This window comes from Paenibacillus sp. S28, assembly GCF_016624415.1.
GTDB lineage: Bacteria > Bacillota > Bacilli > Paenibacillales > Paenibacillaceae > Paenibacillus_AQ > Paenibacillus_AQ favisporus.
Window position 1 is genome coordinate 1 of sequence record NZ_JACVTM010000024.1, and the last position, 20,188, is coordinate 20,188.

General features: G+C 54.4%; 22 protein-coding genes. 17 read left to right on the forward strand and 5 right to left on the reverse strand.

Annotated elements, in window-relative coordinates; translation table 11 throughout:
* The coding region (locus tag IAE55_RS31025) for a hypothetical protein (protein ID WP_200634769.1) at positions 1 to 1,444 on the forward strand (1,444 nt) is incomplete at its 5' end.
* Positions 1,445 to 1,574: 130 nt separating this feature from the next.
* On the opposite strand, the gene IAE55_RS31030 is transcribed toward IAE55_RS31025, so the two are convergent.
* Entirely contained in the window at positions 1,575 to 1,961 is a 387-nt protein-coding gene (locus IAE55_RS31030; RefSeq protein WP_076170696.1) for a cupredoxin domain-containing protein, read from the reverse strand.
* A 254-nt stretch (positions 1,962 to 2,215) separates the two neighbouring features.
* Here IAE55_RS31030 and IAE55_RS31035 point away from each other — a divergent pair, with 254 nt between their 5' ends.
* Entirely contained in the window at positions 2,216 to 3,331 is a 1,116-nt protein-coding gene (locus tag IAE55_RS31035; protein WP_200634770.1) for a GGDEF domain-containing protein, read from the forward strand.
* Between the two features lie 50 nt (positions 3,332 to 3,381).
* Here IAE55_RS31035 and IAE55_RS31040 read toward each other — a convergent pair whose 3' ends face one another.
* The gene (locus tag IAE55_RS31040; protein ID WP_076170692.1) at positions 3,382 to 3,735 is read right to left on the reverse strand and encodes a phage holin family protein; all 354 of its coding nucleotides are present in this window, start codon (positions 3,733 to 3,735) and stop codon (positions 3,382 to 3,384) included.
* A gap of 159 nt (positions 3,736 to 3,894) precedes the next feature.
* On the opposite strand from IAE55_RS31040, the gene IAE55_RS31045 reads away from it, so the two are divergent.
* From IAE55_RS31045 to IAE55_RS31060, 4 genes are all read left to right on the forward strand, one after another.
* Complete coding sequence (locus IAE55_RS31045; RefSeq protein ID WP_145160308.1) at positions 3,895 to 6,261, forward strand: endonuclease MutS2; 2,367 nt, start codon at positions 3,895 to 3,897, stop codon at positions 6,259 to 6,261.
* A 38-nt stretch (positions 6,262 to 6,299) separates the two neighbouring features.
* A complete protein-coding gene (locus IAE55_RS31050; protein WP_145160306.1) occupies positions 6,300 to 6,728 on the forward strand; it encodes a DUF350 domain-containing protein in 429 nt (142 codons plus the stop codon).
* 103 nt (positions 6,729 to 6,831) lie between these two features.
* Positions 6,832 to 7,410 carry a hypothetical protein gene (locus IAE55_RS31055; protein WP_200634771.1) on the forward strand — a complete coding sequence of 193 codons (579 nt, stop codon included), beginning with the start codon at positions 6,832 to 6,834 and terminating at the stop codon, positions 7,408 to 7,410.
* 78 nt (positions 7,411 to 7,488) lie between these two features.
* A complete protein-coding gene (locus IAE55_RS31060; protein WP_076170684.1) occupies positions 7,489 to 8,709 on the forward strand; it encodes an MFS transporter in 1,221 nt (406 codons plus the stop codon).
* Between the two features lie 123 nt (positions 8,710 to 8,832).
* Here the strand turns inward: IAE55_RS31060 and IAE55_RS31065 are convergent, their stop codons facing one another.
* Entirely contained in the window at positions 8,833 to 10,074 is a 1,242-nt protein-coding gene (locus IAE55_RS31065; RefSeq protein ID WP_200634772.1) for an NAD(P)/FAD-dependent oxidoreductase, read from the reverse strand.
* 171 nt (positions 10,075 to 10,245) lie between these two features.
* On the opposite strand from IAE55_RS31065, the gene IAE55_RS31070 reads away from it, so the two are divergent.
* The 9 genes from IAE55_RS31070 (at position 10,246) to IAE55_RS31110 (ending at position 15,920) form a co-directional block, all read left to right on the forward strand.
* On the forward strand, positions 10,246 to 10,482 hold the full coding sequence (locus IAE55_RS31070) for a hypothetical protein (RefSeq protein ID WP_076170680.1): 237 nt from the start codon (positions 10,246 to 10,248) through the stop codon (positions 10,480 to 10,482).
* A 22-nt stretch (positions 10,483 to 10,504) separates the two neighbouring features.
* On the forward strand, positions 10,505 to 10,897 hold the full coding sequence (locus IAE55_RS31075) for a spore coat protein (RefSeq protein ID WP_076170678.1): 393 nt from the start codon (positions 10,505 to 10,507) through the stop codon (positions 10,895 to 10,897).
* 248 nt (positions 10,898 to 11,145) lie between these two features.
* Positions 11,146 to 11,646, forward strand: a complete 501-nt coding sequence (locus tag IAE55_RS31080; protein ID WP_076170676.1) for an Lrp/AsnC family transcriptional regulator — start codon at positions 11,146 to 11,148, stop codon at positions 11,644 to 11,646.
* A gap of 13 nt (positions 11,647 to 11,659) precedes the next feature.
* Positions 11,660 to 12,871 (forward strand): aminotransferase class I/II-fold pyridoxal phosphate-dependent enzyme, encoded by a 1,212-nt coding sequence (locus IAE55_RS31085; protein ID WP_105441848.1) that lies wholly within the window; start codon positions 11,660 to 11,662, stop codon positions 12,869 to 12,871.
* 114 nt (positions 12,872 to 12,985) lie between these two features.
* Positions 12,986 to 13,249, forward strand: a complete 264-nt coding sequence (locus IAE55_RS31090; RefSeq protein ID WP_076170672.1) for an aspartyl-phosphate phosphatase Spo0E family protein — start codon at positions 12,986 to 12,988, stop codon at positions 13,247 to 13,249.
* 93 nt (positions 13,250 to 13,342) lie between these two features.
* On the forward strand, positions 13,343 to 13,885 hold the full coding sequence (locus IAE55_RS31095; RefSeq protein ID WP_200634773.1) for a hypothetical protein: 543 nt from the start codon (positions 13,343 to 13,345) through the stop codon (positions 13,883 to 13,885).
* Between the two features lie 77 nt (positions 13,886 to 13,962).
* The gene (locus tag IAE55_RS31100; RefSeq protein ID WP_200634774.1) at positions 13,963 to 14,532 is read left to right on the forward strand and encodes a cob(I)yrinic acid a,c-diamide adenosyltransferase; all 570 of its coding nucleotides are present in this window, start codon (positions 13,963 to 13,965) and stop codon (positions 14,530 to 14,532) included.
* Positions 14,529 to 15,545, forward strand: a complete 1,017-nt coding sequence (locus IAE55_RS31105; protein WP_200634775.1) for an RluA family pseudouridine synthase — start codon at positions 14,529 to 14,531, stop codon at positions 15,543 to 15,545. Before IAE55_RS31100 ends, IAE55_RS31105 begins: the two co-directional genes overlap by 4 nt.
* Positions 15,546 to 15,560: 15 nt before the next feature.
* The gene (locus IAE55_RS31110) at positions 15,561 to 15,920 is read left to right on the forward strand and encodes an arsenate reductase family protein (RefSeq protein ID WP_116232167.1); all 360 of its coding nucleotides are present in this window, start codon (positions 15,561 to 15,563) and stop codon (positions 15,918 to 15,920) included.
* 95 nt (positions 15,921 to 16,015) lie between these two features.
* Here IAE55_RS31110 and IAE55_RS31115 read toward each other — a convergent pair whose 3' ends face one another.
* Both IAE55_RS31115 and IAE55_RS31120 read right to left on the reverse strand, forming a co-directional pair.
* Positions 16,016 to 16,858: a hypothetical protein gene (locus IAE55_RS31115; protein ID WP_200634776.1), complete on the reverse strand. Its 843-nt coding sequence runs from the start codon at positions 16,856 to 16,858 to the stop codon at positions 16,016 to 16,018.
* 24 nt (positions 16,859 to 16,882) lie between these two features.
* Positions 16,883 to 17,944: a Gfo/Idh/MocA family protein gene (locus IAE55_RS31120; RefSeq protein WP_200634777.1), complete on the reverse strand. Its 1,062-nt coding sequence runs from the start codon at positions 17,942 to 17,944 to the stop codon at positions 16,883 to 16,885.
* Between the two features lie 314 nt (positions 17,945 to 18,258).
* Here IAE55_RS31120 and IAE55_RS31125 point away from each other — a divergent pair, with 314 nt between their 5' ends.
* Positions 18,259 to 19,119, forward strand: a complete 861-nt coding sequence (locus IAE55_RS31125) for a 5'-3' exonuclease (protein ID WP_200634792.1) — start codon at positions 18,259 to 18,261, stop codon at positions 19,117 to 19,119.
* 171 nt (positions 19,120 to 19,290) lie between these two features.
* On the forward strand, positions 19,291 to 20,172 hold the full coding sequence (locus IAE55_RS31130) for an ROK family protein (protein WP_192716477.1): 882 nt from the start codon (positions 19,291 to 19,293) through the stop codon (positions 20,170 to 20,172).
* Positions 20,173 to 20,188 lie beyond the last annotated feature (16 nt).

The window sequence follows — 20,188 nt, forward strand, 5'->3', positions numbered from 1 at the left end:
GGAGCGCGAAGAGCAGTACGCATTGCTGCAGCAGGAGCTGGAAGAGCAGCGGAAGCAGCAGCAGACGGCCGCTCGGGCGCTAAAGGAACGCGAAGAGCAGTACGTAATGCTGCAGCGGGAGCTGGAAGAGCAGCGTGAGCAGCAGCAGACAGCTGCCCAGGCGCTGAAGGAGCGCGAAGAGCAGTACGCATTGCTGCAGCAGGAGCTGGAAGAGCAGCGTGAGCAGCAGCAGACGATTGCCCAGGCGCTGAAGGAGCGCGAAGAGCAGCATCGAGCCGTACAGCGGCAGCTGGAGGAGCAACGGCAGGAGCACCAAACGACCCGCCAGGCGCTGGAAGACCTCGAGAATCAGTACCTGGAGGTTCAGGAACAGCTCGAGGAACAGCAGGCGGAGCATCGAACGGCCCGCCGGGCGCTGGAAGATCTCGAAGAGCAATATTTAACCTTGCAGCAGCAGAGCGAAGGTCATCAAGAGCAGTATCGTGCGCTGCAGCTCCGGCTGGAAGAACGGCAGGAGCAGTATCACGAGCTTCGGATGGAATATGATGACCACCAGGAGCTGTATCAGGAACTGCAGCAGGCGCATGACGCCAGAGCAGAGCAGCTGGCGGATTTGGAGCAGCAGCTGGAGGACAGCCGGGAAATGATCGGGCGCCTGCGGCTGCAGTCCGAGGAATACGCCCGCGACAACGGCACATTGCGCCAGCAGCAGGAGCAAGCTGAAGCACGGTTTGAAGAGCTGGAGCTTCAAGCCAAGGACGTTCAGGCTCAGTACGAAGAGCTGCAGCGGGTGAACCGGGCAGCTCAGGAGCAAAATGAACAGCTGCGGAGCCAAACCGAAGCCCAGCGCGAACAGTACAACAGCTTGAACCAGCAGTATCAGGGCTTGCAGCGGCAGTATGAGGAGCTGCAGCGCCAGGTGAAGGAGGCGCAGAGCCGCCAGGAGGATACCGAAATCGAATACCTGCTTCTGCTGGAGGAGAAAGAGGCCGCGGTGAAGAAGCTGGAGGAAGCATCGCTGCAGCTGGATGAAGCGGCCGACCGGGAGACCGAGCTGCGCGGACTGCTGCGCAGTGCCGAGCAATCCATGCAGTCTTATCAGGATAAGCTGAAGGATATGATGGACCAGCAGGAAGCCTGGGGCAGCCGGGAGCTGGAGCTGCAAGAGGAGCTTGAGGCTTGGCAGCAGCAGATCGCTGCCGGCGAGCAGCAGCTTACCCGGATCCAGAGCGAGAAGGAGTCAGTCGCGGATGAGCTTCGCCAGGTGGGCGAAAGCTTTGAGCTGGTGACGCATCAATATCGCCTGCTGCAGGCAGAGCATGAGATTCAGCTGGAGAAGACCGGCAAGCTGGAGGAAGAGTACCGCTTGCTCAAGGACGAGTATTCCAAGCTGCAGACCGAATATAACGAGTGGATCGAGCTGATCGAACAGGATCAGAGCTGACTTCTATAGTCCACCCACATTTCACACCTAAAAGAAAATCCCCTCGGAGTAAGCGGCAGGACGGATCATGCATCATCCTGAAGCATACTTCGAGGGGATTTTAACTTTTGGGTTCAAGTCTGCCTAACTTTTATTCCACAATGACTTTGGCAATCATGCCGGAATGTCCCGCTCCGCAGAACACTGAGCACGCCATTTCGAACGTGCCGGCTTTTTCCGGCGTGACGACCGCGGACTTGTTTTTACCGTCAAGCTGAAGCTCAAGACCCGGAATGAGAACGCCGTGGTTTCCCTCATCGTTTTCAAGCGTAATTTTGACTGGTACGCCCTTTTTGAGATGATATTCTTTTTGATCGAATGCATAGTTTGTCGCCTTGATCACCAATTCCTCGCTCGGGGCTACACCGGTTTCGGTGACTCCGCTGCCCGATGCGGAATCGCCGCTCTTGGATTGTCCGCAAGCAGCCAGCACCAGAAGCAGCACGCAGGAAAGGACGACAGCCAGGGTCTTCTTCACTTGTGATCCTCCTTTATGTATACCTTCATCATTTTAATTGGTTCCATGCCTTATCATACCTTAAATTGGATATGTCTGGGCGAGGCTCATTTGAAAAATTGGTGAACGCAGCAGCCGTTGATTTTGCCGCGCCCAGGAAAAGGATCAGCTGGAAAAAAGATAGTTCTTATCTTGGATTTAAGATATAATGAGCATTGACGATGTACGAAACCCGCAAATATTCTTGTTTAGAAGATTAGGGGAATGACATTCCAATGAATCGCACGGGGTTGATTTTGGAAGATTTATGGCATCGCAAAATATTGAACGCCTATTGGATTGTGACGCTGATGTTTTTCGCGGCAGAGGTGGTTCTGCTGCTGCTGGGCTGCATTCCTTCCGTGACCGCCGGGGGCGGGCCGGAGGACTGGCTGCGTCTGGGCATCCCGGACGGCTGCATCCTGCTGCTCATGCTGGCGGCACAGACCTGGCTGCGATTCGAACCTAAATACCGGAAGCAGGTTGTGGTCGGCTGCGGATTTTTGCTCTCCTACCTGTTCTATTTCATCATTCAGCCGATCGTGGACGGGGCACAGATGGCGCTCCTTCTGCCCGTTCTGATTTCCGTCGTTTATTTTGACCGCAAACTTCTATATGGCTTTGGCTCGTTAACGATCCTCCTGTACTGTCTCATCTATCTCACCGAACGCTCCCTTTATCAGAAACCCATTCAGGAATTCATCCAAATCCAAAGCGTGTTTATTGTCAGCATCATGATTGGTCATACGATTTTGGTCCGGGTCAAGGAATTTATGCGCCATCTGGAATCGGTCATGAAGTCGGAGCAGCAGCTCCTGGTGGAAAGAACGATATCGGACAAGCTGCTCAAAATCGATGCACTGACCGGGCTATACAATCACAAGGCGTTTCACGAATACCTGGAGGCTCTGCTGGAGCAATGCGAGAAATATCAGCTTCCGCTGCAGCTGGCAATTATCGATATCGATAATTTTAAAAAGGTCAACGATAATTACGGGCATCGGGTGGGCGATGTCGTGCTGAAAGAGGTTGCTTCGAAGGTGATGTCGACGATGACGCCGAATGATTTTGCCGCCCGTTATGGCGGAGAAGAATTTGCCATTATAATGGCGGATAAGACATTGGAAGAAGCAGAACGCATGGCTGAGCAGCTGCGTGAACGGATCGCCAGAACCGAGCTGCCGCATACGGTGAAGCCGGTTACGGTGAGCATCGGACTTTGCAATTTTCAGCAGGGGGACGACAAGGAATCATTATTTCGAAAAGCGGACATGGCGCTGTATCAGGCCAAACGTACGGGAAAAAATAAAGTGGTGACCGCGAGTGAAGACGCAGCCGATTATGCCGGATAAAAAAGGAAAGACCCCTGTCCTTAGGCAGGGGTTTTCATTCGGGAAACGGTTTACCGCTTGTCCCTTCCGGCATTAAATGCGGACACCGGGATAAACAGGTCGATAATACCGATGACGAGGGCGGCGAGAATGGCGCCAAGGATGGTAACTTCTACGCCGCTGACAATAAATTGGGCGATGTATATGACGAGGGCACTGACGATGAAGCCGACGATCCCGCGTCCAAAGGGAGTAACCCTTTTGCCGAAGATTCCTTCAATAATCCACCCCAGCAGTGCGATAACCAAAGCGAGCAGCAGAGCGCTCCAGAACCCTCCGACGGAAAACTGGGGAACGATCCAGCCTACGATCAGCAGGACGATGGCAGACACGATAAAGCGAACGACATGACCCAGAAAATGCATGCAACTGGCCTCCTTTACACATGGTTACTGTGTTATGCAAACCTTATTGTATTCAATTTTCGCCATGTTATGTATGGAATGATTTAGGGCTGCAAATGGCGAAGCGGCAAACATTTCGTATATAATAAAGGCATTGCACGAGAGGAGTAGTGAATACTGTTGGACGACAAGATTTTGCATACGCTCGAATACCGCAAGATTTTAGATAAATGCGCTGCCTATACCCAAACCTCGATGGGGAGGGGAGCGGCCGAGTCCTTGAAGCCCGATACCGATCTGGAATCGGTAAAGCGTTTGCTTCAGGCAACCGACGAAGCGTATACCGTGGACCGTCTGAAGGGAAATCCGTCCTTCGGCGGCATCACAGACATCGCCGCTCCGCTGAAGCGCGCCAGAATCGGCGGCACCTTAAGCCCGCATGAGCTGCTGGCCATCGGCAACACCGTGAACGGATCGAGACGGATCAAGCGGTTCATCGCGAATGTTCACGAAGACGAGCCGATTCCCCTGCTGGAGGGGATCAGTGAAAATTTATCCGAGCAGAAGCCCCTGGAAGATGCCATTAAAGCATGCATCGACGAAAGCGCCGAAGTGCTTGATTCTGCCAGTCCCGGGCTTGCCCAGGTTCGGCGGGAGCTGAGATCCGGCGAAGTGCGGATCCGGGAGAAGCTCGATTCGATGATCCGTTCCTCCAGCGTGGCCAAAATGCTGCAGGACCAGCTCATAACGATCCGGGGGGACCGGTTTGTCATTCCGGTTAAAGCGGAATACCGTTCGTATTTCGGCGGGATCGTGCATGATCAGTCCGGTTCGGGAGCGACGCTCTTTATTGAGCCGGAATCGATTGTGGCGATGAACAACAAGCTGCGTGAAACCCGGATGAAGGAAGAACGCGAAATTGAAATTATTTTGCAAAAGCTGACGGCGCTCGTCGGTGAACAAGCGGATCTTCTTCTGCTCGATATCGACCTGCTGGGACAGCTCGACTTTATTTTTGCCAAGGGGCGTCTGGCGCATGTCATGAAGGCCAGTCAGCCGAGAATGAACGACCGTGGATACTTGAAGCTGAAGAAAGGACGCCATCCGCTGATCGACATGGAGAAGGTTGTGCCGATCGACGTGGAATTGGGCAACTCGTACACTTCCATTATCGTGACCGGGCCGAATACCGGCGGCAAGACCGTCACGCTGAAGACGATCGGATTGCTGAGCCTGATGGCGATGTCCGGCCTGTTCGTTCCCGCGGAGGAAGGAAGCCAGCTCTGCGTGTTCGACGCCATTTACGCCGATATCGGGGACGAGCAGAGCATCGAACAGAGCTTGAGTACGTTCTCCAGCCATATGACCAATATTATCCGTATTTTGAACCATATGACGCCGAAGAGCCTGGTGCTGCTTGACGAAGTGGGGGCCGGGACCGACCCGGCGGAAGGCTCAGCGCTTGCTATTTCCATTCTGGAGCATATCCACAGCCTGGGCTGCCGGATGGTGGCTACTACCCACTACAGCGAACTCAAGGCTTATGCCTATGAACGCAAAGGCGTCATCAACGCCAGCATGGAATTTGACGTGAACACGCTGAGTCCGACTTACCGGCTCCTCGTCGGCGTTCCCGGACGAAGCAACGCGTTTGCGATTGCGGAGCGGCTCGGACTTCCGCATGTGATCCTGGATTATGCCCGCGGGGAAGTGAAAGAAGAAGATCAGCGCGTCGAGCATATGATCGCCTCCCTCGAGGAAAATCGGCTGGGCGCCGAAAGCGAGCGAGAAAAGGCCGAGAAACTGCGCCAGGAAATGGAGCAGCTCCGGAGCCGGCATCAGCAGGAGCTCGAGAAGCTCGAGGAGCAGCGCGACCGGCTGATCGAGAAGGCCCGGGCCGACGCCAAGGAAGTCATTGCCAAAGCCCGCCGCGAAGCGGAGCAGATCATCGCCGATCTGCGGCAGCTGGCCAAAGAGGAAGGGGCTTCGGTCAAGGAGCATAAGCTGATCGCCGCCCGCCGACAGCTGGATGAGGCTGAACCGCAGCAGCGCAAGAAGGGAGCGGCCAAACCGAAGGCCAAGGCCCCGCGCCAAATCGAGCCCGGCGATGAAGTCATGGTCTACAGCCTGAACCAGAAGGGCCATGTCGTGGAGCTGTCCGGCGCGAAGGAGGCTGTGGTTCAGCTTGGTATCATGAAGATGAAGGTCAGCCTGGACGACCTCGAGCTGGTGAATGCGAACAAACCGGCCGAGAAGCAGGTGCAGCGGCATGCGACTACGGTCAAGCGCACGCGGGATGACAACATCCGCAGCGAGCTGGATCTGCGGGGCGCGAATCTGGAAGAGGCGCTGATCGAAGTCGACCGTTTTATCGACGAAGCGTTTTTGGGCAACCTCGGCCAAGTATACCTGATTCACGGGAAAGGCACGGGAATTTTGAGACAGGGAATCTCGGAATATCTCCGCAAGCACAAGCATATTAAAAGTTACCGTCTGGGAAATTACGGCGAAGGCGGAACCGGCGTGACGGTGGTTGAGCTTAAATAATATGGGTGTGAGCCTGAATTTCGGCCGGGAACAGGGGGATGTTGGGAGTGAAGAACGGGGCTGATTTGCTGTTGGCCTATCCGATCGGTACGCTGATTGGTTATTTTTCGGTAGCGATTCTGGGCTTGATCGTCTTTCTGTACTGTTTTGAAATCTTGGCGAGGTACAAGTGCTGGGATGAAATCGGACGAGGCAATATTGCCGCCGCTTTGGCTACCGGAGGCAAAATATTCGGCCTTTGCAATGTGCTGAGGTACAGCATCGAGTCCAAAACGTCGATCTATGACATGATGAAGTGGGCCTTCTACGGCTTTCTGCTGCTGTTTATCGCCTACCTGCTGTACGAATTTTTAACCCCGGTGTTTTCCGTGGACGAAGAAATTAAACGGGATAACCGGGCGGTCGGCCTGATCTCTATGCTGATCCCGGTGTCCCTTTCATATGTGATTGGAGCCTGTTTAATGTAGGAGGAACACATGAAAAATTTGGCGAGGATTTTGTTCGTCGCTGCGGTCGCCTTCTTTGTTGTGGGCGTCGTATATTTGATGAAACATTAAGGAGATGGATCATATGGAAACCACGGTTTGCCCTTGGTGCCAGACGGAAATCGTATGGGACGAGGAACTGGGCCCCGAGGATGAATGCCCTTACTGCCACAATGAGCTGAAAGGTTACCGGACGCTGAGCATCCAGCTGGGTGCGGATGAAGAGGAAGCGGACGTAGACGAAGAGCATGAGGGAATCGAAGGTACGGATTGGGAGCTTCCTGAGGATGACGATAAAGCCGTTCCTTTTTGGAATGAGGAAGACATGCAGCAGCTGCCGCCGTCGATCCGGACGCTCGATAAGTATGAGGACAGCCACGACCTCATGAACTACGAGGAGACAGTGGAGCAAATTCTGGATGAGCAGGAGGAAGTGCCGGAATGCCCGAAATGCCGGGATTACATGGTGCTTGCCGGCACGCATCAGGTGGCCGACCAATTTCAGCCCGCAGCTTTCGGCGTGCTCCAAGGTCCGGTATTGACTCCGCCTTTTCAAGTTCAAATGTATATTTGCACGGGATGCTTCCATGTCGAATACAGTCTGGCTGAGGAAGACCGGCTGCGGATGGTCGACCACTTGAGCCAAGAGAAGAAGAATTCGTAAAAAAAGCAAACCGATCGATGATTTACCCCCTTTTAGGGAATTACTAATGAGGTAGACCCGGATATGAAGGGGGTAATTATGAAATCAAAATCATCTGCGCGGCTGAATCGGCAAACGATACTGCTGCTTGCCGTTAACGGGCTGATCGTTTTATCCGGCGCCTTGTCGGGCACGTTTCTCAACGTATATTTATGGAAAAGCAAGCAGGATTACGCGATGATCGGATGGTTTACCGTCGCCCAGCAGCTGGCCGTCGGGCTCACCTTTTGGCTGGCAGGCAAATGGGTGAAGGAGTATAACAAAATGAACGCCCTCAGGCTGGGGATCGGGCTGACGGGCCTTTTTTATTTGCTGGTTCTGTGGGTTGGGGAAAAGGCAATTTATTATATATGGCCGCTCGGGATACTGCTTGGGATTGCGATCGGGCTGTTCTGGATTGCTTTTAACGTGGTGTATTTCGAAGTCACCGATCCTGAGAACCGGGACCTGTTTAACGGGTGGGTCGGCCTGCTCGGCTCCATTACGGGCATTGTCGGGCCCTGGTTTTCCGGCCTGCTGATTTCCATGCTGAAGGGCGACAGGGGATATCGGATCATTTTTACGACGTCCCTGATCATTTATGCGCTCGGCGTGGTGCTGAGCTTCTTTTTGAAAAAGAGGAAAAAGGGCGGAACCTATGCCTGGCTCGAGCCTGTGAAGCAGCTGAAGGACAAAGGCAGCCCCTGGCGGCTTATGGCCCCCGGTCTGGCGGCGCAGGGGATTCGGGAAGGGGTGTTCGCCTTTCTGATCAATCTCCTTGTGTTTGTTGCCACGAAACAGGAGTCGAAGCTGGGGCAGTTCTCGCTCATTACGTCCGCGGTATCGCTGGCGACGTACTGGCTGGCTGGCAAATGGTTTAAACCGGCTTACCGGAGCGCGGGCATGCTGGTGGGCGCCCTGCTGCTGTGGGTGGTCATGGTGCCGCTTATCTGGAAGGTCAATTATTTCACCCTGCTGCTGCTCGGCATAGGTACGGCTATCTTTATGCCGCTGTACATCCTGCCGATGGTCTCATCCGGCTTCGACTTGATGGGGACCAGCGACGAAAACGTGGAAAAGCGGGTCGAGCTGGTTGTTCTGCGTGAGCTCAGTCTGATGGTCGGCCGCCTTCTCGGTACGATAATATTCATCATCGTGCTGTCCTTCAGCAAAGACCAGAGCACCATTACCGTGCTGATGCTCGTGCTCGGCGCATCACCGATCCTCAGCTGGATCTGCGTGAGACGGCTGCTTAAGCCGGGGAAATCGGCACGCACTTGAACAATCGCGTTACACAACAAATCCCCTGATTCCTTCATTCGGAGTCAGGGGATTTTTCTGTAGGGAAGAGATTGAACTTACGGAAGCCCAACCTGGCTGCAAGGTTTAAGGTTTATCTGCCAATCAGGAGCCGGGAACCTGAGCATTGGGGGACGGTTTGGAGGTCCGCTCCAATGAGAAAATTTCCAGCTCGGGGCGCGTTTTCCCGCAAAGAACATCGCTTAGTAGATCCGCCGCAATCATGCAGTAGACGGTCCCGTTGCCGCCATAGGCTTCAATAAAATAACTATGAGGAAACCGGGAATGAGGACCGATCATGGGCAGTCCGTCGTGGGTGAGCCCGAAAAGGGAAGCCCATGCATAGTCGGCTTGGATGCCGGCGTAACGGGGAAAAAGGGCTTTAATCTCGTTTAGCAGCATTTCGCTTTTATGCCGGATCCGGCCTTCCCTCTCCTCCGGAGCGACCGGGTGCTCGTCCAGGCCCCCTGCTACGATGCGGTTGTCCACGGTGGTCCGCATGTAGAGATACGGCCGGGCCGTCTCCCAGATCAGGCAGCGCTCGTGCCATCCGGTAAAATCGGGTACAGGGCTCGTGACGATCGCATAGGTCGTCTGAAGCAGCGCATTGCGGTCCGGTTTCTCTTCCTGTGTTTCATAGCCGCTCGCATGGACGACTTTACGGGCGAAAATCCGGCCGGTGCGCGTATAACAAACCACGCCGTCTTCTTCATATTCCAAATGAATGACCGGGCTGTTTTCGTACACCCGTACCCCATGATCCGCCGCGTATTGAACGAGGCCATGAACGAACCGGAACGGGTTGACTTCAGCATCGCCGGTCGTATACAACGCCGCGGGTTTGGAGAAGGGGAACCGCGATGCGATATCGGCCTGATCCCAATATGACGTTTCAAAACCGTGCTCGCGAAGGGTTTCATATTCCTCTTTCAGGTAAGGCACGTCCTCGACGCTGCTGGCAAAATATAGGCTGCTGCGCGGAATTAGCTCGGGTTCCAGCTTGAGCCCGCCGGCTGCTTCCTTGAGCTTACGCATCGCGTCCCTGCACATTTGGTAAAAGGTGATGCCGGTCTGTTCGCCAAACGTATGGATAATGGAGGTCAGCGATTTATCGTTGGAGCTTTGAAGCAGTCCGGTGTTGGCTGAAGAGCTTCCTTCAGCGATCCGTCCCTTCTCGAGCAGAACGGTTTGAAGATTGGCCCCGGACAGCTTGTGGGCGAGAAGGGCTCCACCCATGCCGCCGCCAATGATCAGTACGTCGCAGGAGAGATCCTCCGCAAGCTCCGGATAAGCGGGTGCCGGCTTCAATGTAGACGGCCATGCCAAGTTCCCTTTATTCAGAATCATATGTGTGTTTCGCCCCTTATCGGTAGTATTCAAAGTATTTGCTCCGCATGCACAATTTATAGCTGTTCCGGCAGATCGGCCGGTGGAAGAGACCATGCCTGACAATACATAGAAAACCTTCCCCGGGACATAATACGGATGGAGTTAGAGATATCCAGAGGAGGAATACCGATGCAGTCCAATCAAATGCAGGCGATTACCGGCAAGGAGCTGGAATATATCGTCGATTCGATTTCCAATGAGGATCTGCTGATCAAGCAGTGTGCGGCAACAGCCGCTGCTACGCAGAACCCGACGATTCAGCAGGCGTGCCAGCAATACATCCGGTCGCTGGACCACCATATCGATTTGCTCGTACAGGCCATTCAGCAGCACCAGCCGCTGGCGCCGACGAGTCCCCAACAATGATAGCTTAGGAGGCATTTGCGCAATGTATTATCAAACTTCCAATAACTCGCAATTCATGCAGGACGAGGACCTCTTGTACACAATCCTGGCCGATCTGAAAAGAACGGTCCGCGAATACACCACGGCAACGACGGAATCCTCCTGTCCGACCGTGCGGCAATTGTTTACGCAGCTGACGAACGATACGCTCCGCATGCAGGGAGAACTGTACAATCTGATGAAGCAGCTGAATATGTACTCCACGTCATCCAAGGCGCTTCGCCAAGATGTGGACAAGTCGATTCAGGATGCGCGAAATTTGCAGCAAAAGAACCGTCAGTTCGTGCAGCAAAAAACAAGCAGCATGGGCCAATATGCCCAGGCATCCAATCCGTACCAGCAGCAGCAAAGCTCCCAAAACCCATATTACATGTAATTTGCCGGAGTTGCAGGCGCCGTTTAGTTCTCATGTGTGGCGTCACCAAGCGGATAACAATAAGTACCCAAAATCCTGCTTCTATGAAGCATGGACCCATTTTGCCGTCTCCATTTCGGCCCACGCCGGGGAGACGGTTTTGCTTTGCATGCATGATAATTTCATGTAATATTAGTATTAATCTCGAACCCGGGTCCTTTGTCGTAATAGTGAAGAAGGCCCGTGGAACAAGCGCTGGAGGATGCTGTATGAAACAACTGACGGATTTGAAACTGAAGGTCCTCGACCTGTTGAACGAAGACGCGAGACGGTCCCCGGCCCTGCTGGCAACGCTCATCGGCGTTGAAGAGGAAGCGGTCAAGGAAGCGATCGCGGAGCTGGAACAAGACCATGTCATCGTAAAATATGCGGCGGTCGTGAACTGGAGCAAGATTGAAGACGAGACGGTAACCGCCTTGATCGAAGTGCAGATTACGCCCGAGCGCGGGCGGGGCTTTGAAGGGATCGCGGAGCGGATCTATTTGTATCCGCAGGTCAAATCCGTGTATCTCATGTCGGGAGCCTACGACCTTCTTGTGGAAGTGGAAGGGCGCAACCTGCGGGAAGTGGCCAACTTCGTTTCCGAGAAGCTGTCGCCGATTGACTCGGTATTGTCGACGAAGACGAATTTCATTTTGAAGAAATATAAGCAGGACGGAATTATTTTTGAAGACCGTGAAGAAGATAACCGTCTCATGATCTCACCGTAAAGGAAGATGTGTCATGATCGTGAATGAAGAAACGAAGAAACAGCAGAATTCGAAATCGATGCAATCGTATTTGGCTCCTTTGGTCCGCGATATTCCGCCATCCGGAATCCGCCGATTTTTTGACCTGGCCGAAGGAAGCAAGGACATTATTACACTGGGCGTAGGGGAACCGGACTTCACGACTCCATGGCATGTGAGAGAAGCCTGCGTATATTCCCTTGAGCGGGGGCGCACGGCCTACACCTCCAACGCCGGGATGATCGAGCTCCGGGAAGCTATCGCCCAGTATTTGTATGACAGCTTTCAGGTCTCCTATCAGCCGTCCAATCAGATTCTAGTGACCGTTGGCGGCAGCGAGGCGATCGATCTGGCGCTGCGTGCGCTGATCGTGCCTGGGGACGAAATTCTCATTCCCGAGCCCTGTTACGTATCCTATTCCCCGATCACCTCGATCGGCGGCGGGGTCCCGGTTGGCATCGAGACGTTCGCAGAGAACGACTTCAAGCTGACGGCAGAGGCGCTTGAGGCCAAAATCACGCCGAAGTCCAAGGTGCTGATTTTATGCTACCCGAGCAATCCGACCGGCGCCATCATGACGTATGAGGACTGGCTGCCGATCGCCAAAGTGGTGGAGAAGCATGATTTGATCGTCATTTCCGACGAGATCTATGCCGAACTGACGTATACGCAAAAGCATGTCAGCTTTGCCTCGATCCCGGGCATGATGGACCGGACGGTTCTGGTCAGCGGCTTTTCCAAGGCGTTCGCAATGACCGGCTGGCGTATGGGCTATGCCTGTGCCCATCCCGACCTGATCGCCGCCATGCTGAAGATTCACCAATACACAGTGATGTGTGCACCGGTGATGGGGCAGGTGGCCGCGCTGGAGGCGCTGACCAACGGGCTGGAAGAGAAGGACCGGATGATCGATTCCTACAACCAGCGGCGCCGTTTGATCGTGCAGGGCTTCGTCGATATCGGACTGCCGTGTCATGAGCCGCAAGGTGCCTTTTATGCCTTCCCTAGCATCGCTGAGACCGGGCTGTCCTCGGATGAGTTCGCCCAGCGCCTGCTGATGGAAGCAAAGGTTGCCGCAGTGCCTGGAACGGCCTTCGGACAAGGGGGAGAAGGCTTTCTCCGCTGCTCGTACGCTACCTCCGTCGCCCAGCTGACTGAGGCTCTGGAGCGCATTGGAGAATTTGTCCACAAACTGAAAACCAGCTGAACAATAATTCCCTGTTTCTAGTAGAATTTAACATAAATTTCACTTTTATTTATTTATTTGTATGTTATAATTCTATTTTGGGAGCAAAAATTGACTTGCCAAGGAGGGATGACCTTGTTTTGCGCTGAATACGATTTGCCTGCATTCCGCGGACATTACGCAGCTGAAGGCAGCAATAATGTAAAATGGTCAACCAAAACGACAGATCAGACGAAAACTTTATCCTTGGAAGACGAAATCATGATGCTCCGCAAAAAAATGGAACAGATCTTTATGCAGGAACAGTCTTTTACATCGGAAATCGTAATCGAAATCAGCAGTTTGCTGGATTTGAAAATAAACGAATATATGAAAAGCTGCCCGAAGAAGAAGTCTTAATCGGCAGGCGGAAGACCCCGGAACGGGGTCTTCTTTTTTTCTCTCATCAGGTTGTGATATATTGAACCTATCGGAGAAAAGGGGGAGCAGGAGTTGAAGGTATACGGGAAGCTGGCGCTGCTGGTTGTCTTTGCCGTTTTATTGCTGACGGGCTGCGGCAAGGGAGATAAAAACGCGTTATCGGTCTTTATGATTGACAATCAATCCGATCCGTCTCAGGTGTATGAGAAGGTGCAGGACAAGCTTCAGGAAGTGATGGGGCCCGACCTGAAGGTCAAAGTATCGGCAAGTCCGATTTATAACCCGGAGAAGCTGATGGTTGAATATGCTGCCGGCGGGCATGACATCATTTTTCTGCCGGAAGACGATATGAAGAATTACGCCAAAATGGGCGGTCATACCGTGCTGGATTCGTATTTTGACCCGAAAAAATATCCGGATGGCGTGTTCGCGAGCAACGAGGAAAAAGAAGACGGTACGACGGATACGACCGAGCATCTGTACGGCATACCCGTTCGTGAAATGAAATTTTTCAAGGACCAGAAATACGTTCCGGAGAAGCTGTATGCCACGATTCCGATCTCGACCAAGTCGGTCGACAACGCGGTAAAGGCGCTCAAGGCATTGACGGAGTAGAGAAGCCAGCACAGGGGACGCGGCTTCCGCGATTCCTTTGATGAATGATAATACGCGATAAAGGGGAGAAGAAGCCCGTGAGAATCTACACACGCACAGGCGATGAAGGCGAAACGTCGGTCATTGGCGGGCGCGTTCTGAAGGACGACCTGCAGGTCGAGGCCTACGGCACGATTGACGAGCTGAACTGCTTTGTGGGCCAGGCGATCAGCCTGATGGAAGCGGAGTCATTGCAGGACCTGAAAGAAAATATGATCGAGATTCAGCATGAGTTGTTTGACTGCGGCTCCGATCTGGCATTTGTGAAGCTGAGCGAGAGCAAATACAAGGTCGGTCCCGACAAAGTGATGCGGCTCGAGCAGTGGATGGATGCTTACATGGAGGAGACACCGGAGCTGGAGCGCTTTATTCTGCCTGGAGGCACCCTGCTCGCATCCACGCTGCATGTATGCCGCACGGTCTGTCGCCGCGCAGAGCGCAGAGTCGTGACGCTGGGGCGGGAGAAAGAAATTAATCCCGACGTGCGCAGGTATTTGAACCGTCTGTCGGACTACTTCTTCGTGGTGGCCCGGACGGCCAACGCCCGCAGCGGCGTGGCGGATATCGAATACGTGCGCAGCAAAAAGGTATTCGGACGAAAAAAATGAGCGAATACTATCCCCCGATTTCATATACCGTCCCGCCTTCGGAAGACGGATGGCTGCTGAAGACGATTCTGCAGAAGAGACTCCACGTATCCCGCAAGCTGCAGTCCCGCCTGAAGCTGACGGAACAGGGGATCACCGTGAATGGCCAAAGAGTGTACATCAGCGTTCCGGTCAGGGATGGGGATGTGGTGGAAATCCGGATGGAGAAAGAAATTTCGGATGATATTCTGCCAGAGCCCATTCCTTTTCGCATTTTGTACGAGGATGAGCACCTGCTGATCGTGAACAAGGAGGCCGGCATCATCGTGCATCCGACGCACGGACACTATACGGGAACCTTGGCGAACGGCGTGGTTCACTATTGGCGGGACAAGAGCGAGGCGTTCCGCTTCCGAGCCGTGCACCGGCTGGACCAGGAAACGTCGGGCGTCATCGCTATCGCCAAAAATCCGTATGTCCACCAGCATATTTCGGAGCAAATGATCGCAAACGAGGTGGACAAAAGGTACCTGGCCCTCGTTCATGGTGTTCCGTCTCCGGAAGAAGGGGAGGTGGACGGACCGATCGACCGCGACCCGGAGGAGCCGCATCGGCGTATCGTCACGCCTGACGGGTATCCGTCGCTGACGCGGTATAAGGTCGTTGAGGCGTACGGCTCGTCTTCTTCGCTCGTCCAGCTGAAGCTGGAAACAGGCAGAACCCACCAGATCCGCGTCCATATGACCAGCATCGGCTGCCCGCTGATCGGCGATAAGCTGTACCGGCATCCGGTTTACCAGGTGCTTCCGCCTGAGGAACAGGGGGCCCCGGAGACCGTTCTGCCGCAGGGATTAACCCCATCCGAGCGGACCGTGGTGCTGCTGGATCACAGCATTTCGCGGCAGGCGCTCCACGCCTGGGAGCTGTCCTTCCAGCATCCCGTTACCCGGGAGCGGATGACCTTTCAGGCACCGCTGCCGCCCGACATGACCCACCTGATTGCCGAGGCGAAGCAACATGAACTTGATCAATGAAAAGAGTGAGTAACGATGAGCAAATTGAAAGTATACCATTATCCCAAATGCGGTACGTGCCGCAGTGCGGTTAAATGGCTGGAAGCGCACGGTCACGAGCTGGAGCTCCAGCATTTATGGGAGGAGCCGCCGGCTCCGGACGAGCTGTCCCGCTTGGTCGAGAAGAGCGGGCTTGATTTGAAGAAGTTTTTTAACACCAGCGGAGAGGCGTACAAGGAGCTGGGTCTGAAGGACAAGCTGCCGGCCATGAGCCGGGAAGAGCAGATCAAGCTGCTGTCCAGTAACGGCCGGTTGATCAAACGTCCGATCGTAACCGACGGAAGCAAGGTGACGGTCGGCTTTAAAGAGGACATGTACGAGGAGAACTGGGCGTAGCCTGGGATTCCGTAAAAAACGGTGGCATGACCGACAGGGGAGGGGCCTAGCATTTCCCTGCGGCTATGTCACCGTTTTGTTTTGCGTTCGAGGATCTATTCCGAAGGAAGCTCTACCCATTGATAGGGCGTTTCCATCGCCTTGAAGCCCTGTTCGATGATCGTGATGATTGCTACGGTCTCGGCCGGATCGACAGGCGGAACGCCGGTTTCGAAGAAGCGGACGAGCGCCCCAGCGAACAGCCCGAAATAATCGGAGTCCGCTTTCAGCATGTTCGTCTCACCGGATGTATAGCTGACCGTCAGCGAAAAGGGACATCCCCCGCCGAGATGATGGATCTCGGCCTGGCGGCCCCCGCTGAATCCGATCAGCCACGATGGGGCGTGAGGCGTTCCGGTATACATCATCCGGCGGACGCCGGGGCCCAGCAGCGAGACGATCGGTTCGATCTGGTGGATCGAATAGTTGTCGTACCGCCCCGGCCCGAAGCTGATGATGTTCTCGATGCCGGCGCGCTCGGCCCCGGCGTACTCCGCGGCGAAGCGAAGCGCCGAGCTGGAGAACAGCGGCGTCCCGTGCTGCTCAGCTAGGTTGAACAGGCGACGAGCGGTCTGGCGGTCCGGGGCAAAGGTTTTGTCAATATAGGTAGGCTTGCCGGATTGAAGCGGAAGCTGGGCGAGCGGCTCGTGGTACTGCGGATGGTCGGGCGAAAGGACAATGATGTAATCGCTTCGATCCACGACCTCGGCAATCGAAGGGAGCAGCTCGATCCCTTTGTCTTGACTCCACTGTACGTTGGTGCGCCCAGAAGGCGAATCGGCTATTCCATAGGCATAGGCCACCTTCATGGTGCCGCCTGATGCCTGTTCAATCCACTTCGGATAATGCTCGGCATGCCATTCATCGAGGTAATAATCGATAAAACCGATCGTTTTCAACTAGCAATCCCCCTCAGTCGCTTATTACAGCTCGATTTCCCTGCGCTGCTCGGAAGAGTCGTAGATCGCCTGAATCATCTTGGAGGTGACGATGACGGTATCGATATGGGACGGCAGCTTTACGCCGGTCTGGATGCATTCGAGAAAGCCGTTGATTTCGTTTTCGAAATGGTCGCTCGATGAATACTTGGGCTTCGTTTCCAGCAAAGCTCCGTCCTTGGCCCCGTAAATGGTGAAGTCGCCTCCGTATTGTAGGCGGATCCCTGCTTTGTTGCCCAGAAAATCGATGTAGGTTTCGGGCGTGCCGATGTTCTGCGCCCAGGCGCCGTTGATCGTAATGCCCGGCCCTTCGGTGCGGATCATGGCCGTGACAAAGTCATCGACATCATACGTACCGGCGTAATTCGGGGGCCCTGCCCACATGTTCAGGTAGGCGTAATTCGGCAGGTCCCGCCCCAGCTTGGAGTAGGCCTGGCCGGATACCGTCAACGGACGCGGATCGCCGGCGCAGTACATGACGATGTCCAGATAATGGACGCCCCAATCGATAAGGACGCCCCCGCCGGCAATTGATTTGGTGGTAAACGCTCCGCCAAGTCCCGGAATGGAGCGGTGAGCGCGGAAGCTAGCATAGATATGGTACAGTTCGCCAAGCTCGCCGCTTTCGATCAGGTTTTTGATCATGTTCACACTTTTGTTGAACCGGTTCACGACCCCGATATTCAGCACTTTGCCCGTTTCGTGCTGCACTTTCTGCATCTCCAGCGCTTCCGCGTAGGTGCGGGCCGCAGGCTTTTCGCACAAGACATGCTTGCCCGCCCGCAAAAAATCGATGGAGATGGCGGCATGAGCATCGTTAGGGGTACATACGGAGACGGCATCGATCTCGGGGTCGTCCAGAATGTCACGGTAATTTTCCACGGCGGTGCCGCATTCATAATCCTTGACCGCCTGCTCCGCCTTCTTCTTGTCCGTGTCGCAAAAATATTTGATTTCGGCGTCCGGATGTTTCAAATAGTTGGGGATATGCGCCGCTCTGGCAATGGTCCCGCAGCCGATGACAGCAACCTTGATCGTTTTTCCCATATTCATTCCTCCTGCTTGTTAGGTGGGTTTATCCTTTTCAAGATTCGATATTTGGAGAATAACTCCTGCTGCGTAATTCAGGATGAAGGGAGATCTTCTTCACAAATTTTATGTTACAGGCTGTCTGGTTTATGACTTGAGCGGGCGGGACAAAAAGGCAGGAATAAGCCGGGAATGGTGATATCAGGAAGGGCCTCATGCCCTGGCGGATATGCTATACTAGAGGGAGCAGTGCCGAACCTTGGAATCCAGGGGAAACAGGCAGACAAGGGGAGAAACAAGAAGTGACAGCAAATGAACAACGCCAATCCGTGATGCTGGTGGATGGCATGGCCTTATTATTCAGAGCTTATTTCGCGACCGCGTCCAGCGGCTACATTCGCCGCACGAAGGCGGGGGTTCCGACAAACGCGATCTATGGCTTTATTCGTTATTTTTGGGATGCAGTGCAAACGTTTAATCCGACCCATGTGGTCTGCTGCTGGGATCTCGGCGGCGGTACGTTCCGCGGACAGCAGTTTGCCGCTTACAAAGGCAACCGTCCGGACGCCCCGGATGATCTGATTCCGCAGTTTTCGATGATCCGCGATGTGATGGACAGCCTCGGCGTTCCGAATATCAGCGCGGAAGGGTATGAAGCGGACGACTGCATCGGGACGCTGGCCGACCAGTTCGGACGGGAGATGGATGTGATGGTCCTGTCCGGCGATAACGATTTGCTTCAGCTCGTCAGTGATCGGACGACGGTCATTATTATGAAAAAAGGGCACGGCAATTACAAAGAGTATACACCGGAATCCCTATATGAAGAGAAGCAGCTGCGCCCGCGGCAGATTATCGACGTGAAGGCGCTCATGGGCGATACGAGCGACAATTACCCCGGCGTGAAGGGCATCGGCGAGAAGACGGCGATCAAGCTTGTGCAGGAATACGAATCCGTTGAAGGGATTCTCGAAAATCTGGACCAGCTGTCCAAGAGTGTCCGCGCCAAGATCGAGGCTGACCTCGACATGCTGCACCTGTCACGCAAGCTGGCCGAGATTCACTGCTGCGTGCCCGTCGCCTGCTCGCTGGATGTGTGCCAGTTGTCGCTCGATCACCATCAGGTGATCAGCAAGTTTGAAGAACTCGAAATGAAGAGCCTGTGTTCTCTAATGGGACTGGCCATCGGCTAACGAGTGCAGAGTGCTGGCGTTTATAGAAGCGCCGGCTCTTTTGTGCTCTATTCGATTGACTTTCAAGGATTAACTGGGCTATAATGCCCGTGATTGTTTTGATATAAAGATAGAAGGTATATGGCATTTATACAGGGCTGGGGAGGCCCGCTGCAGGAGGGAACGACTACGATGAGTCTATTAGGAGCAATTGAAGCAGGGGGAACGAAATTCGTATGCGGAATCGGCCAAGAGGACGGTACCGTTGTGGAACGGATCAGCTTCCCGACAACGACACCGGAGGAAACGATGGCCCAGGTGGTCGATTTCTTTAAGGGCAAAGACATCGCGGCGATCGGAGCAGGTTCATTCGGGCCGATTGACCCGGTGAAGGGAAGTCCTACATACGGACGGATTACGACGACGCCGAAACCTTATTGGAGCAATTTCGATATGGTCGGACATTTGCATTCGCACTTCGATCTGCCGATCGAATTTGATACCGATGTGAACGGGGCCGCCTTGGGCGAAGCGACTTGGGGAGCAGCCCAGGGGCTCGAAAGCTGCCTGTACATTACCGTTGGCACGGGCATCGGCGCCGGTGCGGTTGTGGGCGGCGAGCTGATCCATGGCCTGTCCCATCCGGAAATGGGACATATTTTGGTCCGCCGTCATCCGGAGGACAAATTCGAAGGCTTCTGCCCATATCATGGGGATTGCCTGGAGGGGCTGGCAGCCGGACCTTCCTTGTCCAAACGCTGGGGCGTTCCGGGTGCGGAATTGACGCCGGACCATCCGGCTTGGGCGATGGAAGCTTACTATCTCGCTCAGGCGTTGATGAACTACATTTTAATCCTGTCTCCGCAAAAAATCGTCATGGGCGGCGGCGTCATGAAACAGCTGCAGCTGTTCCCGCTGATTCATGCCGAGCTTCGCAAACAGCTGAACGGCTACGTACAGGTTCCAGCCATCATGGACGATATCGAGAATTACATCGTTCCGCCGCAGCTTGGCGACAATGCCGGCCTGTGTGGCGCGCTCGCGCTCGCCAAGAAGGCGCTGGCTGCGGGTTAAGATCAAGGCTCAGACC

What these genes read in the sequence shown, in the direction of transcription:
- IAE55_RS31035 (WP_200634770.1), top strand. Translation starts at nt 2,216, where the DNA reads ATGAATCGCACGGGGTTGATTTTGGAAGATTTATGGCATCGCAAAATA.
- IAE55_RS31040 (WP_076170692.1), bottom strand. Translation starts at nt 3,735, where the DNA reads ATGCATTTTCTGGGTCATGTCGTTCGCTTTATCGTGTCTGCCATCGTC.
- IAE55_RS31050 (WP_145160306.1), top strand. Translation starts at nt 6,300, where the DNA reads ATGTTGGGAGTGAAGAACGGGGCTGATTTGCTGTTGGCCTATCCGATC.
- IAE55_RS31055 (WP_200634771.1), top strand. Translation starts at nt 6,832, where the DNA reads ATGGAAACCACGGTTTGCCCTTGGTGCCAGACGGAAATCGTATGGGAC.
- IAE55_RS31060 (WP_076170684.1), top strand. Translation starts at nt 7,489, where the DNA reads ATGAAATCAAAATCATCTGCGCGGCTGAATCGGCAAACGATACTGCTG.
- IAE55_RS31065 (WP_200634772.1), bottom strand. Translation starts at nt 10,074, where the DNA reads ATGATTCTGAATAAAGGGAACTTGGCATGGCCGTCTACATTGAAGCCG.
- IAE55_RS31070 (WP_076170680.1), top strand. Translation starts at nt 10,246, where the DNA reads ATGCAGTCCAATCAAATGCAGGCGATTACCGGCAAGGAGCTGGAATAT.
- IAE55_RS31075 (WP_076170678.1), top strand. Translation starts at nt 10,505, where the DNA reads ATGTATTATCAAACTTCCAATAACTCGCAATTCATGCAGGACGAGGAC.
- IAE55_RS31080 (WP_076170676.1), top strand. Translation starts at nt 11,146, where the DNA reads ATGAAACAACTGACGGATTTGAAACTGAAGGTCCTCGACCTGTTGAAC.
- IAE55_RS31085 (WP_105441848.1), top strand. Translation starts at nt 11,660, where the DNA reads ATGATCGTGAATGAAGAAACGAAGAAACAGCAGAATTCGAAATCGATG.
- IAE55_RS31105 (WP_200634775.1), top strand. Translation starts at nt 14,529, where the DNA reads ATGAGCGAATACTATCCCCCGATTTCATATACCGTCCCGCCTTCGGAA.
- IAE55_RS31110 (WP_116232167.1), top strand. Translation starts at nt 15,561, where the DNA reads ATGAGCAAATTGAAAGTATACCATTATCCCAAATGCGGTACGTGCCGC.
- IAE55_RS31120 (WP_200634777.1), bottom strand. Translation starts at nt 17,944, where the DNA reads ATGGGAAAAACGATCAAGGTTGCTGTCATCGGCTGCGGGACCATTGCC.
- IAE55_RS31125 (WP_200634792.1), top strand. Translation starts at nt 18,259, where the DNA reads ATGCTGGTGGATGGCATGGCCTTATTATTCAGAGCTTATTTCGCGACC.
- IAE55_RS31130 (WP_192716477.1), top strand. Translation starts at nt 19,291, where the DNA reads ATGAGTCTATTAGGAGCAATTGAAGCAGGGGGAACGAAATTCGTATGC.